This is a genomic window from Aquipuribacter aurantiacus (assembly GCF_051216895.1).
GTDB lineage: Bacteria > Actinomycetota > Actinomycetes > Actinomycetales > JBBAYJ01 > Aquipuribacter.
In genome coordinates, this window is sequence record NZ_JBPKAO010000001.1 from 335,577 (window position 1) to 350,999 (window position 15,423).

Annotated in this window: 13 protein-coding genes; 7 read left to right on the forward strand and 6 right to left on the reverse strand. The window is 74.1% G+C overall.

Features of this window, described 5'->3' with window-relative positions; genetic code table 11:
• Positions 1 to 48: 48 nt before the first annotated feature.
• The 3 genes from ACR80Q_RS01650 to ACR80Q_RS01660 all read right to left on the reverse strand — a co-directional run bounded on the left by ACR80Q_RS01650 (position 49) and on the right by ACR80Q_RS01660 (position 4,112).
• Entirely contained in the window at positions 49 to 801 is a 753-nt protein-coding gene (locus ACR80Q_RS01650; RefSeq protein WP_435375798.1) for a hypothetical protein, read from the reverse strand.
• A gap of 86 nt (positions 802 to 887) precedes the next feature.
• Positions 888 to 1,553, reverse strand: coding sequence for a phosphoribosyltransferase (locus ACR80Q_RS01655; RefSeq protein ID WP_435375799.1), 666 nt, complete (start codon positions 1,551 to 1,553; stop codon positions 888 to 890).
• Between the two features lie 129 nt (positions 1,554 to 1,682).
• Positions 1,683 to 4,112 (reverse strand): M14 family metallopeptidase, encoded by a 2,430-nt coding sequence (locus tag ACR80Q_RS01660; protein ID WP_435375800.1) that lies wholly within the window; start codon positions 4,110 to 4,112, stop codon positions 1,683 to 1,685.
• A gap of 233 nt (positions 4,113 to 4,345) precedes the next feature.
• Between ACR80Q_RS01660 and ACR80Q_RS01665 the strand changes: the two genes are divergently transcribed.
• From ACR80Q_RS01665 to ACR80Q_RS01675, 3 genes are all read left to right on the forward strand, one after another.
• Complete coding sequence (locus ACR80Q_RS01665; RefSeq protein ID WP_435375801.1) at positions 4,346 to 5,617, forward strand: PP2C family protein-serine/threonine phosphatase; 1,272 nt, start codon at positions 4,346 to 4,348, stop codon at positions 5,615 to 5,617.
• 78 nt (positions 5,618 to 5,695) lie between these two features.
• On the forward strand, positions 5,696 to 6,259 hold the full coding sequence (locus ACR80Q_RS01670; RefSeq protein ID WP_435375802.1) for a hemerythrin domain-containing protein: 564 nt from the start codon (positions 5,696 to 5,698) through the stop codon (positions 6,257 to 6,259).
• 152 nt (positions 6,260 to 6,411) lie between these two features.
• Entirely contained in the window at positions 6,412 to 7,689 is a 1,278-nt protein-coding gene (locus tag ACR80Q_RS01675) for an asparaginase (RefSeq protein WP_435375804.1), read from the forward strand.
• Positions 7,690 to 7,809: 120 nt separating this feature from the next.
• On the opposite strand, the gene ACR80Q_RS01680 is transcribed toward ACR80Q_RS01675, so the two are convergent.
• Positions 7,810 to 8,649 carry an SDR family oxidoreductase gene (locus ACR80Q_RS01680; protein ID WP_435375805.1) on the reverse strand — a complete coding sequence of 280 codons (840 nt, stop codon included), beginning with the start codon at positions 8,647 to 8,649 and terminating at the stop codon, positions 7,810 to 7,812.
• Positions 8,650 to 8,734: 85 nt separating this feature from the next.
• Here ACR80Q_RS01680 and ACR80Q_RS01685 point away from each other — a divergent pair, with 85 nt between their 5' ends.
• From ACR80Q_RS01685 to ACR80Q_RS01700, 4 genes are all read left to right on the forward strand, one after another.
• Positions 8,735 to 10,819: an EAL domain-containing protein gene (locus tag ACR80Q_RS01685; protein ID WP_435375806.1), complete on the forward strand. Its 2,085-nt coding sequence runs from the start codon at positions 8,735 to 8,737 to the stop codon at positions 10,817 to 10,819.
• Positions 10,820 to 10,958: 139 nt separating this feature from the next.
• Positions 10,959 to 11,732: a CHRD domain-containing protein gene (locus tag ACR80Q_RS01690; protein ID WP_435375807.1), complete on the forward strand. Its 774-nt coding sequence runs from the start codon at positions 10,959 to 10,961 to the stop codon at positions 11,730 to 11,732.
• Between the two features lie 12 nt (positions 11,733 to 11,744).
• Positions 11,745 to 12,497, forward strand: a complete 753-nt coding sequence (locus ACR80Q_RS01695; protein WP_435375809.1) for a class F sortase — start codon at positions 11,745 to 11,747, stop codon at positions 12,495 to 12,497.
• Between the two features lie 3 nt (positions 12,498 to 12,500).
• On the forward strand, positions 12,501 to 14,039 hold the full coding sequence (locus ACR80Q_RS01700; protein ID WP_435375810.1) for a CopD family protein: 1,539 nt from the start codon (positions 12,501 to 12,503) through the stop codon (positions 14,037 to 14,039).
• A 40-nt stretch (positions 14,040 to 14,079) separates the two neighbouring features.
• Here the strand turns inward: ACR80Q_RS01700 and ACR80Q_RS01705 are convergent, their stop codons facing one another.
• Positions 14,080 to 14,502, reverse strand: coding sequence for a pyridoxamine 5'-phosphate oxidase family protein (locus ACR80Q_RS01705; protein ID WP_435375811.1), 423 nt, complete (start codon positions 14,500 to 14,502; stop codon positions 14,080 to 14,082).
• A 79-nt stretch (positions 14,503 to 14,581) separates the two neighbouring features.
• Positions 14,582 to 15,277 carry a hypothetical protein gene (locus ACR80Q_RS01710; protein WP_435375812.1) on the reverse strand — a complete coding sequence of 232 codons (696 nt, stop codon included), beginning with the start codon at positions 15,275 to 15,277 and terminating at the stop codon, positions 14,582 to 14,584.
• Positions 15,278 to 15,423: the final 146 nt, after the last annotated feature.

Below are 15,423 nucleotides of genomic sequence, written 5' to 3' on the forward strand. Positions count from 1 at the left end.
CCTGAGCCGCCGGGCGTGTCGCGCCCGGCTCGCGCGTCCCCTCGCAGGTCAGACCATCGAGGGGACCTGGCGCCCGACGCGGCCGGGGACAGGTCGGTAGGTCGCCCACCTGACCTGCAGGTCGTACCCGTAGGACAGCACCTCCAGCTTGGCCAGGTTGCCGGCGGCGGTGCGGACCGCCACGACGCTGCCGGGTCGCAGCCGGTTGGTCCCGGTCCGGTTGCCGTCGACCGGGGCGGGGGAGTAGTCCGCCGCGGCCAGCGTGGTCGTCGTCACCGCCTCGAAGGGCCTCACCCCGAGCGGGCACAGCAGGGCACCGTTCTGGGGCCGCAGCCGTCGTGTGGTCGTGTCCACCACCTCCCACCACAGGTCCCGGCCCGCCTCCGTGCCCGCCGTCCCGGTCTCCAGGTCGAACGTCGCCGTGCCGCGCAGCGTCGCCGTTCCCGCGGAGACCAGCACGGGGGCCGGAGGCAGCGGGTTGGGGTGGAGCAGGCCCATCGGCTCGTCGCCGGTGTGCACGAACACCGCCCCCGGCGGGTCGTCGGCCATGGTGACGCGGATCGTGTGGTCGTGGCGGAGCATGTCGAGCAGGGCGGCCAGGCCGCGGGCCCTCACGTGGGTGACCGCCCAGCCCAGGTCGGGGCCGACCAGCGGTGCCGGTGGTTCGACGTCGTCGGGCACGACGTGGACCCGCAGCCGCTGCGAGCCGTCGGGACCCCACAGCTGCAGGCCGTCGGGCAGCCCCGTCCGGGCGTCGATGCTCCAGCAGTGGCGGTCCACCTGGTGGGTCCTCGTGGTCATCGCGGCTCTCCGTCCCGGGTGCCGGGTCCACCTCGACCCGTGGTCTGCCTCGACCCAACCGTCGGAACCGTCCCGGCACCAGGGTCCTAGGTCCCGGGTGCTTCCCCCCGGTCCCGCTCCAGCAGGGAACGGACCTCGGCCTCGGGCACCTGCGTGAAGTCGTCGAACCAGGCACCGACGGAGCCGAGGTCGCCGGGCTCCCGCAGCGCGACCAGGTCGTCCAGCTCCCGACGCAGCCACGCGGCCGTGCCACGGGCCACGACGGGCGTCGCGAGGACGAGCCGAGCGACGCCCCGGGCCCGGAGCACCTGGACCGCCGCCCGGGCCGTGGCGCCGGTCGCGACCCCGTCGTCGACCACGACGACGGTGCGACCCCCGAGGTCGGGGCCGGTCCCCGCCCCCCGCCACGCACGGGCCCGCCGGTCGACCTCGGCCTGCTCCCGCGCCCTGACGGCGTCGACCTGATCGGCGGGCACCGCGGCGACCACGTCCGGGTTGAGCACCTCCACACCGCCCTCCCCGACGGCGCCGAACGCGACCTCGGGCTGCCACGGCACGCCGAGCTTGCGGACGACCACCACGTCCAGGGGAGCCCGCAGGGCCCGGGCCACGGGAGCGGCGACGACCACACCGCCGCGGGGCAGCCCCACCACCACGACGTCGTCCTCCGGTCCGACGGTATGCACGAGCCGCTCCGCCAGCAACGCGCCCGCGTGCGCCCGGTCGCGCCAACGTCCCGGCCGTCGCCCCACCCGTCCAGGGTGCCCCGTCCTCGACGTGTCGTCGAGGGACCCGCCCGTCGGTCGTGGCACGGACGAGGGGCGCCACCCGCAGGTGACGCCCCTCGTCGGAGCCGTGCTCAGTGGTGCCTCAGACGGTCGTCAGGGGACGGTGATCGTCTTCTGGTTGAAGCCGCGGGTGCTGCGCAGCGGGTCGTACCGCTTCTCGACGTTGCCCGCGATGTCGACCGAGAACCAGCGGACCGTGGTCCGGCCCGGTCCCAGGTCGAGGGCCTCGGCGTCGCCACGGACCTCGGCCGGCTGGATGCGCGGGGAGTCGTAGGTCGGCCGGGAGCCGTCGGTCGTGTAGTGGATCGTCGCCGGCTCGGTGGACTCGAACATCCAGCCGTCCTCGGTCTCGACCAGGGTCGAGCGCGGGGGCACCCGGTCGGTGCCGTAGGCCTGGGCGACCTCGAGCAGACCGATGATGCCGGCCGCGAACTCCTGCGACTCCTCGAAGCCCTCGGCGAACGGCGGCTGGAAGCCGACGGCCTCCCAGCGACGTAGCTCGTCGTTCCACAGCGGGGAGCCCACCTCGAAGTTCCAGGCGAAGATGTCGCTGTTGTACCAGTGCTCGTCGGCGGAGTTGCCCGCCGCGGAGTACAGGACGTCGGCGACCGGACCGGTGCGGCCCGGCCAGATGGCCGTACCGCGCTCTTCCTGGATCCGCGACAGGATCGTCGAGGACGAGGCCCAGAAGTAGTCCTCCTCGGCCTGGCTCGGCCGGGGAAGGGTCTGGCGGCCGTCACGGATGTAGGCGCCGGGCGCCCACATGAAGTACCCGCCGTGAGAGTGGATGTTCATGGCGAACTTGATGTTGGGGTTGTTCTCGGTCAGCCACACCTCGTTGCGGGCCTCGGGTTCGGACAGCTCCGAGGGGCCCGAGTAGACGTCGCTGGTGCACGAGGCCGAGGCGCCGTCGTAGCCGTCGAGCCGCGACCCGACGGTGAAGTTGCGGTTCAGGTCGACGCCCCAGGCGTTGCGGGCGCCGGAGTCGTTGGGCTGGCCCGGACCGCAGTAGCTGGTCATGTTGCGGCGCTGGAAGTTGAAGTCGTGGATCGAGTAGTTCGTCCCGTCCGGGTTGACGGTCGGGATGATGAAGATGTCCAGGTCGCGCAGCAGCGACCGGGTCTGGGGGTCGTTGTCGTAGTTGCGCAGCAGTCGCTCGGCGGCCTCGAGGGCCACGAGCGGGGTGACCCACTCCCGGGCGTGCTCCTGGCTGTAGGCCATGACCCCGGTCTTGGTGCCGTCGCGCTTCTCGCCGATGCGGATCGCCTTGACGGTCGCGGGCTCGCGCGAGACGGAGTCGGGCGCGTTGAGGAAGTCGTCCAGCCGGACGACCGCGCCGGCCTGGGCGATCCCGGCGCCCGCGTTGTTGCGGTAGGTGTTGCTGCCGACCAGGTCCCCGGCCGCGGCGTTGACGGCGGCGGCGACCTGAGCGGCGGTGCTCGTCAGGGCGCCGGTGGCGTCCGTGCCGAGCGAGACGGTGATGGCGTCGCCGTCGACCTGCACCGACAGCGGCGAGTCGGCCGCCCCCGGGTCGACGTGCTGCACGGTGACGTCGTTGCCGCCCTCGTGGCCCCACGCCTTGGTCGTGTAGACGACCGCGGTGTTGGTGAACCCGCCGAGCGTGCCCATGGCGTGGCGACGGTAGCCGTTGGTCTCGAACGGCAGGTCGATGACCTCGGCCAGCTCGGGGAACTCGGCGGCGAGCTCCTCGGCCTGCGCGGTGATCTCGACTGCGTCCATGTAGCGGTCGACGAAGCCCGTGGCGTAGTTCTTGCGGTTCGGCCGCAGCTCCTCGCCCAGCCACTCCTCGAGGTCGCTGGTCTCGACGTCGCCGGCGGAGCTGGTGAACGTCACCGAGTCCGGGATCGCGTCGACCGGGACCGGGCTGCTCACCCGGTGGTACTGGTACTCGCCGGCGTCCACGAAACGACTGAGCGTGATGGTCGTCGTGCCGTAGGTCGCGGTGACGACCGTGCCTGCGGACGCGCCGGCGGAGGACCGGACCTCCAGGTTGAGGAACAGGTCCCCGCCGTTGTCGAACCACTCCGCCCGCAGGACCGACAGCTCGTCGGTCGCGACGGCCTCGGCCGCGGCGACCTCGGCGGAGAGCTCCTCGCGCTCGGCCTGCACGGCGGCGACGTCGGAGCGGGACACGACGGTGGCGAGGACGTCGTAGCCCATCGCCTCGAGCTGCCGCTGCTGGGTCTCGGTGGCGACGACCTGGACGCCGAGCTTGCCGTCCGGGGTGGGCTCGGCCTCCTCGACGACCTCGTAGCCGGTGGACACGAGGCGCGCGACGGCGAGCTCGTTCTCGGCCTCCACCACGACGACCTCGGGCTCGAGGTCCTCCAGGTCCAGGGCGATCGGGTAGACGTCGACGGCCGGGTCCCGGACGTCGAGGTCCTGCGCGCCACCGGGGGAGGCGAGCAGGGTGAACGAGAGCGCAGCGGTGAGCGCGGTCGCTGTCGTGGTCCTGGCGATCGTCCTGGCGGACGGTCTGCTGAGTGGGCTTCGCACGGGCATGGCCTCCTCTGTGAGGCGGAACGGCGGGACGCAGGCGGGGGGATGGATCGCAGGCGTTCCGCTCATCCAAGGGACCATCCGAGTGACGTGTCAACGGATCTGCATGATTTTCCCGAACACCTGGTCAGGTTGTGGTCCTGCCCAGGCGGCCGCCCCTGGGCCGTCTGCTCCTGGTGGACCGGTTCGTCCCTCCCGGCCGGTGCCGAGGGCGTCCTGCCCATAGGCTCGCGCCCGTGGCGGAACAGGTTCAGCACGGGGAACGGTTCAGCCGCGCCCTGGCGGCGGCCGAGGACGCGGTGCCCGGGCACGCCGTCGAGGCCGTGACCGAGGAGCTGCGGGAGGACCTCGGCGCGACCGACGTGTCGTTCCTGATGGTGGACCTGTCCGGGCACGGCCTGGTGCGGCTGGCCCGCGAGCCGGGGGTCCCCGACGGTGACCAGCCCACGGTGCTGGTGCCCGGCGAGGACAGCGCGGTGGAGGAGGCGCTGCGCTCGCAGACGACGCAGGTCCTGCCTCCCGCGTCGCCCCGTCCGCCCGGTCTGCCGCCGGGCTGGCTCGTCCTGTCGCCCGTCACCGAGCGCGGCGACGCCCTCGGCCTGCTGGCCGTGTCGACGGCGACCGAGCCGGACCGGGCCCACCTGACCGCCGTGCGCCGCACCGCCCACGTGCTGGCCTACGTGGTCATCGCGAACCGTCGTCACACGGACCGCTTCGAGTGGACCCAGCGCAGCGAGGCGTTCAGCCTGCCCGCCGAGATCCAGCGTCGGCTGCTGCCGGCGGCGCTCACCTGCGAGGCGGGCTCGTTCACGCTGTCGGCCTGGCTGGAACCGACGTCGGAGGTGGGCGGGGACTCCTTCGACTACAGCGTCGAGCGGGACGTGCTGCACCTGTCGGTCACCGACGCGATGGGTCACGGCGTCGCGAGCGCGCTGACGGCCACGCTGTGCGTCGGGAGCCTGCGCAACACCCGCCGTGCGGGTGCCTCGCTGCTGGAGCAGGTCGTCGAGGCCAACGCCGCCCTGGTCCGCCAGACGGTCACCACGGCCGACGAGGGCTTCGTCACCGGTCTGTTCGGCCGGGTCGACCTGCGCACCGGGGTGCTGTCGATGGTCAACGCGGGGCACGCCCTGCCGTACCTTCGCCGTGCCGGTCGGATGGAACGGGTCGAGCTGCCGGTCGACCTGCCGCTGGGCATGTTCCCGGACACGGGCTACCGCAGCACCGACGTGGCGCTGGAGCCGGGCGACCGGCTGGTGCTGGTGACCGACGGCATGCTGGAGCGCAAGGCCTCGGCCCTGGACCTGGCCACGGCCGTCGACGAGACCGCGGACCTGCACCCGCGGGAGGCGACCCGCCGGCTGGCCGAGGGCGTGCTCCAGGTGGTGGCGGACGGGCTGGAGGACGACGCGACCCTGCTGGTCGTGGACTGGCACGGCCGGCGGCCCACCGGCACCAGCGGCCTGCACGTGCGGGACAGCCAGGCCGGCGCCGACGACGCACGCTGAACGGCGGGCCGGGCGGCATGCGCGGCCGCCGTGCGGGTACGGGCACGACGACCAACCCCTAGCTCGAGGAGTCCTGCCATGCCCGCCGACCGCACCCCCGACGTCGTCGACGTCCTGACCGCCGACCACGCCGAGATGCTCCGCACCGCCCGCAGCATCCTGACCACGCGGACCCACGCCGAGAAGCGCGAGCTGGCCGACCTGCTGATCGCCGAGCTGGTGCGGCACTCGGTGGCCGAGGAGCTGTGGGTCTACCCGGCCATGAGGGAGCACCTGCCGGACGGCGAGCGGGCCGTCGACGCCGACGTGGCCGAGCACAAGGAGCTCGAGGTGCTGCTCAAGCGGCTCGAGGGCGTCGGCCCCGACGACGAGCAGTTCGACGTGCTGGTGGCCCGGCTCGAGGGCGTCCTGACCGACCACGTCCGCGACGAGGAGAAGGACCAGTTCCCGCAGCTGCGCGAGGCCGTCCCGCACGACGAGCTGGTGCTGATGGCCGAGCGCGTCGAGGCCGTCAAGAAGGTGGCGCCCACGCGCGCCCACCCCGGTGCCCCCAACTCGGCGCTGTTCCACGCGCTCGCCGGCCCCGGCGTCGGTCTGGTCGACCGGCTGCGCGACCGGCTCGCGGGGCGCCCGCACTCCTGACCGGCGCGTCGCCACGACGGTCGTGCACCGTCCGGGTGAGGACCCGTCATCCGGACGGTGCAGACGACACCGAACGGTGACGTCGCCGTCACACGGGCGGAACCGGGCGCGGTCAGGGTGAGGGCACCATCCCCCTGCCCCCGGAGGTTCCTGTGAAGGCCCCTGCCCGCTCCACCGTGGCCCGCGCCGTGTCGCGGCTCGCCCCCGTCGCCGTCGTCGGCATCCTGTCCGCCGCGATGACGGCGTACCTCATCACCCCACCCGTGCCGGTCGAGGACGCGACCGCCACCACCGAGGTCGTGGCCCTCGAGGGCATCGAGTCCGCGGCCTACACCTCGGCCGTGCGGGCGGCCGCGACCGGCGCCAAGCCCAAGGTGACGGTGATCGGCACCGGGGGGACGCTGGCCGGCACCGCCCCCGCCCGCGACAGCTTCACCAGCTACAGCGCGGGCCGGATCCCGATCGCCGAGCTGGTCGCCGACATCCAGCCCGAGATCGGGGCCTGGGCCGAGGTCAACACCGTGCAGTTCGGCAACGCCGGGTCCGGCGGCTACACGATCGCCCAGTTCCACGCCCTGACCCTCGCCGTCGAGACGGCGATGCGGAACTCCGACGCGGTGGTCGTCACCAGCGGCACCGACACCATGGAGGAGTTCGCCTACTGGCTCGACCTGACGGTGCAGAGCCGCAAGCCCGTCGTCATGACGGGGGCGATGCGCCCCAGCAAGGTCGCGTCCACCGGCACGCAGATCTTCGGCGCCGACGGCCCGGCCAACCTGTACAACGCCATCCGGCTGGCCGCGAGCCAGACGACGTACTGCTTCGGCACGGTGCTCATGCTCAACGACGAGTTCCACGCCGCCCGCGACGTGACCAAGACGAGCACGCTGCGGATGGACACGTTCCAGACCCGTGAGCTCGGCGTCCTGGGCTGGATCGACGGCAACAGCATCAAGGTCGGCCGGGCGCCGGCCCGGGTGCAGAAGTGCGACGACGTGCGGAGCTGGCCCACGCCGTTCGACCTGAGCCGGGTGCCGGCCTCGGCGCTGCCCCGTACCGAGATCGTCTACAACTACCAGCAGGCCGGCGGCGAGGACATCACGGCGTTCGCCAACGCGGGCGTCAAGGGCATCGTCACGGCCGGGACCGGCGCCGGCGGCATCGCCTCGGCCAAGGGCCAGGCCCGCAACGCCGCCGTCGCGCAGGGCGTGGTGTTCGTCAGCACGTCGCGGACGGGGTCCGGGTCGGTCTCCAGCGGCAGCGGCGCCATCATCCCGGGCGACGACCTGCTGCCGCAGAAGGCGAGGCTGCTGCTCATGCTCAGCCTGGCCTTCGCGCCCGGTGACGTCACCCAGGTCCGTGAGTGGGTGACGACCATCGGCAACCCGGAGTTCCAGGTCACGACGCCGACCGGCCGCTCGCGCAGCTGACCGGCTCCTGACCGGCTCCTGACCGACGCAGCGGCACGCCGCGTCGGGACCCGGGCACCACGACGGCACCCTGCGGCGGGCAGACCGCTGCAGGGTGCCGTCACGTCGGGACGGGGTGGGTCAGAGGATGGGCTTGCCGCCGGTCACCGCGATGCGCGCGCCGGACACGTAGCTGCCCTCGTCGGAGGCCAGCAGCACGTACACCGGCGCCAGCTCGGCCGGCTGCCCCGGACGGCCCAGGGGGGTGTCGTCACCGAAGGACGCGACGACGTCCTCGGGCATGGTCGAGGGGATGAGCGGGGTCCACACCGGGCCGGGGGCGACGCTGTTGACGCGGATCCCGCGGTCGCCGAGCTGCTGCGACAGGCTGGCCGTGAAGTTGGCGATGGCCGCCTTGGTGGCGGCGTAGGGCGCCAGGTCCGGCCGCGGCATGTCGGAGTTGATCGACGAGCTGTTGATGATGGAGGCCCCGGGGCGCAGGTGGGGCAGCGCCGCCTTGGTGATGTGGAAGATCGCGGACATGTTGGTGGCCCAGGTGTAGTCCCACTCCTCGTCGGAGACCTCCTCGATGCTCTCGTGGCTCATCTGGAACGCCGCGTTGTTGACGAGGACGTCGATCCCGCCGAGCTCGTCGACGGCCCGGCTGACCAGGTCGCGGCAGTGCTGCGGCTTCGAGATGTCACCGGGGGCGAGCACGGCCTTGCGGCCGGCCTCCTCGACCAGGCGGGCGGTCTCGCGCGCGTCCTCGTCCTCGTTCAGGTAGGAGATGAGGACGTCGGCGCCCTCGCGGGCGAAGGCGATGGCGACGGCCCGGCCGATGCCGCTGTCGGCGCCGGTGATCAGGGCGCGCTTGCCCTCGAGCCGACCGTGACCGACGTAGGACTGCTCACCGCAGTCGGGGACCGGGTCCATGGCGGACTGCGAGCCGGGGAAGGTCTGCTGCTGCTTGGGCTGGGTCATGCAGGGCTCGTACCTCCTACGGGGAGATGCATGCGTCCGGGGGAGTCGCCTAAAGACCGCCGGCGTCACGGCCGATCGAGCACGGGTGACCACCGACTGCAGCTCGTGCACCTGCTCGTCCGCCGTGGGCACCCCGGGAGCGGGACGGGTGCTGCTGGCCAGCCACGTCGACCACACGGTGAACGCGCTGCGGAGCCTCGCGCGACGCCGCGGGACACCCGCGGAGGTGCTGGCCCCGGGCCTGCTGTCGCTGAGCGGCGACGACGTCGGCGCTTTCGTCACCGCGGCCCGGCAGGCGCTGTCGTCGGTCGAGGCGGCCGAGGTGCGCTGCCTGGTGGTGCCGGGGCGCACCGACGCGGTCGCCCCGTCCGAGTCGCTCGACGAGGTCGGTCTGCTCGCGGCCGCCCTGGGTGCCCCCACCCTCGCCGCGGCGGGCGCCCGGGTGGACAACGCCTCGCTGCTCCCCCTGTTCGCCGACGAGGCCGCCGCCTTCCACGCCGTCTACCAGCCCATCGTCGACCTGGCCGACCGGCGCACGATCGGCCACGAGGCGCTGCTGCGCGCCGTCACCCCCGACGGCACCCCGGTCTACCCCGACCAGCTGTTCCCGGCCGCGGAGGCCGCGGGCTGGACGAACCTGCTGGACCGGGTCGGTCGCACCACGGCGCTGCGCGACGCCGGGGCCTGGCTCGGCGACGACCTGCTGTTCATCAACTTCGTACCCACGTCCATCTACCGCCCCGAGGTCTGCCTGCGCACCACCGAGCAGGCCGCCGCCGCCGCGGGTGTGCGGCTGGACCAGATCGTCTTCGAGGTCACCGAGGGGCACCAGGTCCAGGACCTGGACCACCTGGAGCACGTCTTCGCCTACTACCGCTCCCGCAACTGCAAGGTGGCCCTGGACGACCTGGGGGCGGGCTACTCCTCGCTCAACACCCTGGTCCGGCTCCGGCCCGACGTCGTCAAGCTCGACAAGGACATCGTCCAGGAGCTGCCCGGCCGGGTCGCGGCCGCCGTCGTCGAGGCCATCGTCACCATCACGCACGCCTACGGTGGGCTCGTCCTGGCCGAGTGCGTCGAGACCGCCGAGCAGGCCGCCGCGGCCCTCGAGCTCGGCGTCGACCTGGGGCAGGGCTGGTACTTCGGCAAGCCCGGGCGGCCGGGGTGCGACCGCCAGGCGGTGCCCGCCCTGGAGGAGACCGCCCCGCGTCGGGCCCCCGCACGCAGCGTCGCGCCCGTGCTGCCGCCGTCGGCCGGGCTGCCCACCGACCTGCTGACCCGCGCCCTGGACGGGGCGGTCGGCGGGATGTCCGTGGTCGACGTGCTCGACCCCGGCATGCCGGCGGTGTTCGTCAACCCCGCCCTGACCCGGATGACCGGCTACACCGCCCAGGAGCTCCTGGGCCGCAACATGCGTCTGCTGCAGGGGCCCGCCACCGACCCGGAAGCGGTCGCGGGGCTGTCCCGTGCGCTGCGCTCGGGCCAGGAGCACCGCACGGTGCTGCGCAACTACCGCAAGGACGGCAGCACCTGGTGGAACGAGCTGCAGCTGTCCCCGGTGCTCGGCCCCGACGGGACGGCGACGCACTACCTGGGGTACCAGCTGGACGTCACGGCCCGGGTGGAGGCCCAGGAGGAGCTGGTCCGCCTCGCCGGCCACGACGCCCTGACGGGGCTGGCCAACCGCAGCAGCCTGTTCGACGGGCTGGAGGCGTCGGTCGCGCGCGCCGGGCGCACAGGTGCCGCCGTCGCCGTCGTCTTCCTGGACCTGGACGGCTTCAAGCAGGTCAACGACACGTTCGGGCACGCCACCGGTGACGCGGTGCTGAGCCAGGTCGGCGAGCGGCTGGACGCCGCCCTGCGTCGAGGGGACGTGCTGGCCCGCATCGGCGGCGACGAGTTCGTCGCGGTGCTGCCCGACCTGGACCCGTCGCGGGCCGAGCGGGTGGCGGCCCGGGTGGCCGACGGGTTCGTCCGGGCGCTGGAGCAGCCGCTGACGGCCGGCCCGGTGGAGGTCAGGCTGTCCGGCAGCGTGGGCGTGGCGCTCAGCCCGCAGCACGCCCTCAGCGCCGACCGGCTGCTGGCCGAGGCCGACGCGGCGATGTACCGCGCCAAGCGCGAGGGCGCCGGGCAGGTTCGGACGGCCCCGGGCGCCACGCCCGGCCGGTGAGCGTCGAGCGAGTTCGGGTCGGGGGCAATCCGCCCCGGTCCCCGCTCCGAACCCCTTCCGACCGCCCACTGACGTGGGGTCGCCACACCTGACGGACCGCCCACAGCGGGACGCGGGTGCGATCGGAAGGATCTTCCCGATGAACATTCCCCGTACGTTCCTGGCCGCCCCGGCCGTCGGCATCGCCGCCCTGCTCCTCACCGGCGCTCCCGCCCTGGCCTCCAGCGCCGAGTCCGGCTCGGCGATGGCCGACCTGCAGCCGGTCGCCCTCAACGACGCCCCGGGCTCCGGCTCGGCCATGGTCGAGGTCGACGGCACCACGCTCAGCTTCACGCTGGCCTACGAGGGCCTGCTCGCCGACGCCCCCCACGCCGCCCACATCCACTACTCCGACGACACCCCCGGCATCTGCCCGACCCCGGAGCAGGACGCCGACGACAGCGGCACCCTCAACACCACCGAGACCGCGGTCGGCTACGGCGGCATCATCGTGTCCCTCACCACCGAGGGCGACACGTCCCCGGACTCCGGTCTGGCCATCGACCGCTTCGGCGTCGGTGACGACGTCAGCTACTCCCGCGGTGACGTCGAGGTGACCGCCGAGGTCGCCGAGGACATCCTGTCGGGCGAGGCCGCGGTCGTCGTGCACGGCGTCGACCACGACGGCTCCGGCGCCTACGACGGCGACACCATGTCCGACCTCGACCCGTCGCTGCCCACCGAGGCCACCGACCCCGCCCTGTGCGGCATCCTGCAGGCCTCGCAGATGGACGAGGTGCCCGCCGGTGGCGTCGACACCGGTCAGGCCGCCGTCGGCGGTCAGAGCCTCGCCGTCGCCGGTGGCGGCGCCGCGGCCCTGCTCGCCGGTGGTGCGCTGCTCGTCGCGCGCCGTCGCACCGCGACCGAGTCCTGATCGGTCGTTGACATGAGCCAGGACGTCGGGCGGTCGGGCCCGGCCCGCACCGCCCGGCGTCCCGGCCGGGTCGCCGTCACGGCCCTCGCGGTCGCCCTGCTCGTCGGCGGGGGGACCGCGGTGGCCCTGGGGCTGTCCGACCGGGGCGCCACCCCCGTGCCGCCGGCGCTGGCCGCGACGGCGGCACCCTCCGCGGCCGCGTCGTCACCCGGCGGACCGTCACCGGTCGAACCGTCGACGGTGGTCTCGCCACCGCCCGCCCCGGCCGTCGCGCCGGCCCCCGAGCCGGCCGCAGCCGCCGAGGAGTCCGCGCCCGTCGCCGCCCCCGTGTCGGTGTCCATCCCCGCGATCGACGTCACCTCCGACCTGCTGCACCTGGGGCTGCGTGAGGACGGCTCGCTGGAGGTCCCCGAGGGCGACGACTTCGACCTCGCCGCCTGGTTCGACGGCTCGCCCCGCCCGGGCGAGGTCGGCCCGGCCGTCATCGAGGGCCACGTCAGCAGCGCGTCCCGCGGCCCGTCGGTGTTCTTCGACCTGGCCACCCTGCAGGTCGGTGACACGGTCGAGGTGGCCCGGGAGGACGGCAGCGTCGCGACGTTCGAGGTCTACGACCTGCAGCAGTTCCCCAAGGACGCCTTCCCCACCGTGCAGGTCTACGGCCCCACCGAGGGGCCGGAGCTGCGGCTGATCACCTGCGGCGGCACCATCGTCGAGAGCAGCGGCCGCTTCGACGACAACATCATCGTCTTCGCCCGCGAGGTCTGACCCGTGGCACTGCTGCCCGCGGTGCGCCCACGACCGTCCCCTGCGTGGGGCGGGCCGACGCCGGGGGCCTTGGCGTCGCCACCGGTCCGCCCGTGGCTGCTCGTGGCGGGCGGCCTGCTGCTGACCACGGTCCTCGTCGCCGCGCTGCTGGTCGGTGGGGGCCGGCCGGTGGCGCCCACGGCGGGCCTGCCCGACGCGGGCCTGGTCACCGGCTGGGGCCAGCCCCTGGTCGACCTGCTCGCGCGGGTGCTGGCGGTCCTCACGGTCGGGCAGCTCACCTACGCCGCGCTGCTGGCCCCGACCTCACCTGCGGGGTCGGGCACCGGGGTGCTGCGGGCCCTGCGGGGCAGCGCCGCGTCGGCCGGCGGCTGGCTGCTGGCCGAGGGGGCGGCCCTGGTGCTGACCGCCAGCTCGTTGTACGGCGTCCCGGTCACCGGTCTGTCGGTGCAGGGCGTGGCGGGCCTGCTGACCGGTCTGCCTCTCGGCCGGGCCGCGACGTGGGTCGGGCTGCTGCTGGTCGCGGTGGTGCTCGGTTGCGTCGGCCTGGCGGGTGGTCCGCCGCGCGGCCGCCGCACGGTCCGTCGCGGGGCCCCGGTCCTGCTGCTGGCCGCGCTGGGAGCGGTCGTCGTGCCGGTCGTCCTGGCCGGGCACTCGGCCGCCGCCGAGGACCACGCCGCCGCCGTCGTCTCGCTGTCGGTGCACGTGGTCACGGCCAGCCTGTGGGTGGGCGGGCTGGTCGGCCTGCTGCTGCACGGGCGTCGTCCGGCCGACGTGGTCGTGGCGGCGCGCCGGTTCAGTGCGCTCGCGCTGGGCTGCGTCGTGCTGCTCACCCTGTCCGGCGTCGCCGCCGCGGTGCTCGTCGCAGGGGCCCCGGCCGGGTCGTGGGCGGGGGAGGGCTGGGTGCGGCTGCTGCTGGTCAAGACGTCGCTGCTGCTGGTGCTGGCCGGCCTGGGCTGGTGGCACCGTCGCGGCACGCTCCCGGCCCTGGCGGCCGGGCGGCCCCGCGCGTTCGTGCGCCTCGGTGCGGTCGAGGTCGCCGTGATGGCGGCCACCGTCGCCGTGTCCGTGGCCCTGGCGGCCTCCCCGGCGCCGAGCCCGGGCGCCGCGGCCACTGCGGCGGGCGGTGCCGACGCGGTGGTGGACGTGTCGCTGGGGTCGACCGGGTCGGCCGGTGGCCAGGACGGGGCGACGCCCGACGGCGGGGCCGAGCCGGGGCCCCCCACCGCCCCCCAGGACGCCCCGGCCGAGGAGATGAGCGGCCACGACCACGGCGACCTGTCGGTCTCGGTGCTGGTCGACGCGGACCGGTTCCACGTGGCCGCGCCGGTACGCCCCGGGCAGCCGGTCACGGTCTACAACAGCAGCGACGTCGCCGCCACGATCACCGCAGTCGACGGCTCGTTCGACGTGCAGGCGCCCGCCCGGACCTTCATCACCTTCCCGGCCCCGGCCGAGGCGGGCGAGCACCCCTTCGTCAGCCGCTCCGGCGGTGAGGACGTCGCCGGGTTCGCCGACGTGCTGAGGGTGGCCCCCGTCGGGTGACTGCGGGACGACGACGCCAGGGCCCTGGCGGAAGCGGGCGTCAGGTCCGGCGGGGGACCTCGGTGTGGAAGCGGCGGCCGGTGACGGTGGTCGGCTCGACCCGCACGAAGCGGGGCTTGGGCGAGGCGTGCCACGGCGAAAGCGGCAGGCCCATGGTGTCCAGCACGTCGTACAGCTCGGTGACCTCCCGCGCCCGCCCCTTGACCACGACGCTCCACGCCTGGCCCGAGGCGGGGTCGTAGCCGTCGATCTCGAAGGCCACGCGACGCCCGGCGGCGGCGGACAGCTTCGTCCCCTCGGCGGTGCGGAACACCAGCGTGCCGTGGTCGACGACGTGGTTGACCGGGAACACGTCGGGCTCGTCGTCGACCGAGACCGCCAGCCGACCGACCATGGCCTCGCGCAGCAGGACCCAGCACTCGGACTCGCTCAGCTCGACCGGTGGCCGCGTCGTCGTCTCCATGCCCCGACGGTGCTACCCGGAGCGCCGCCGGGCCAGGGACGAAGGTCCCTGGCCCGGGCGGGGCGGTGCGTGGCGCGAGTCAGTCGAGCAGCGTGTCCAGGACCTCCTGCTCGCGCGCCATCCAGCGGGCGGTGTCCTTGCGCGCCTTCTGGACCTCCTTGTCGCTGAGGTGGTGGGCGCCCTCGGCGTCGATGCGGGCCACGTCGATGGGCCCGCCCACGCTGGGGGACGTCTCGGCCAGCGCGTCGAGCACGCGGACCACCGCGACCACGCCGTGGTCGACCGAGCGCTCGGTCATCCGGAAGTGGCTCAGCAGCGCCCCGCCCTGCTGCGCCATGGCGGCGCCGGAGCCGATGGCGTGGAAGCCGACGTCGTCGTAGCGGCCGATCAGCCCGTTGGGGTTGATCTCGACGATCCAGCCCTTGCCGTCGCTGACGCCGGCGGCCAGGACGTAGGCGGACACACCGCCGCCGGAACCCTCGCCGGGCACGTCGTCGATGTAGTTCGCGTAGTGCTTCTTGAGGATCGGCACGACCCGCTCCTGGATCTCGTCGCCCGGGTTGGCGGCCCCGACGATGGCCGCGGCGTCGCCGTCCAGGATCGGTCGCAGGTCCTCCAGCACCCCTCGGGCGCCGCTGCCGCCCCACGCGGCGTGGTCCCCGAGCGGGTGCAGCTTCTGCGCGGGGAAGCTCATCCCACGGCTGCTCTCGGTGATCTGGGAGTCGGAGCCGATCACGACCCCGTCGGAGCAGACGACAGCGAGGACGACGGTCATGGAACCTCCAGTGACGAGCGGGACGGACGGTGGCGGGGTACCCGGTTGCCCACCCGGCGACACCCCGCGGTCCCGTCGTCGGCCCCCCGCCGCGGGCCGGGACCGTCGCCGCATGGTGAGATTGCCGCGGCGGGGGGGGGGGGGGG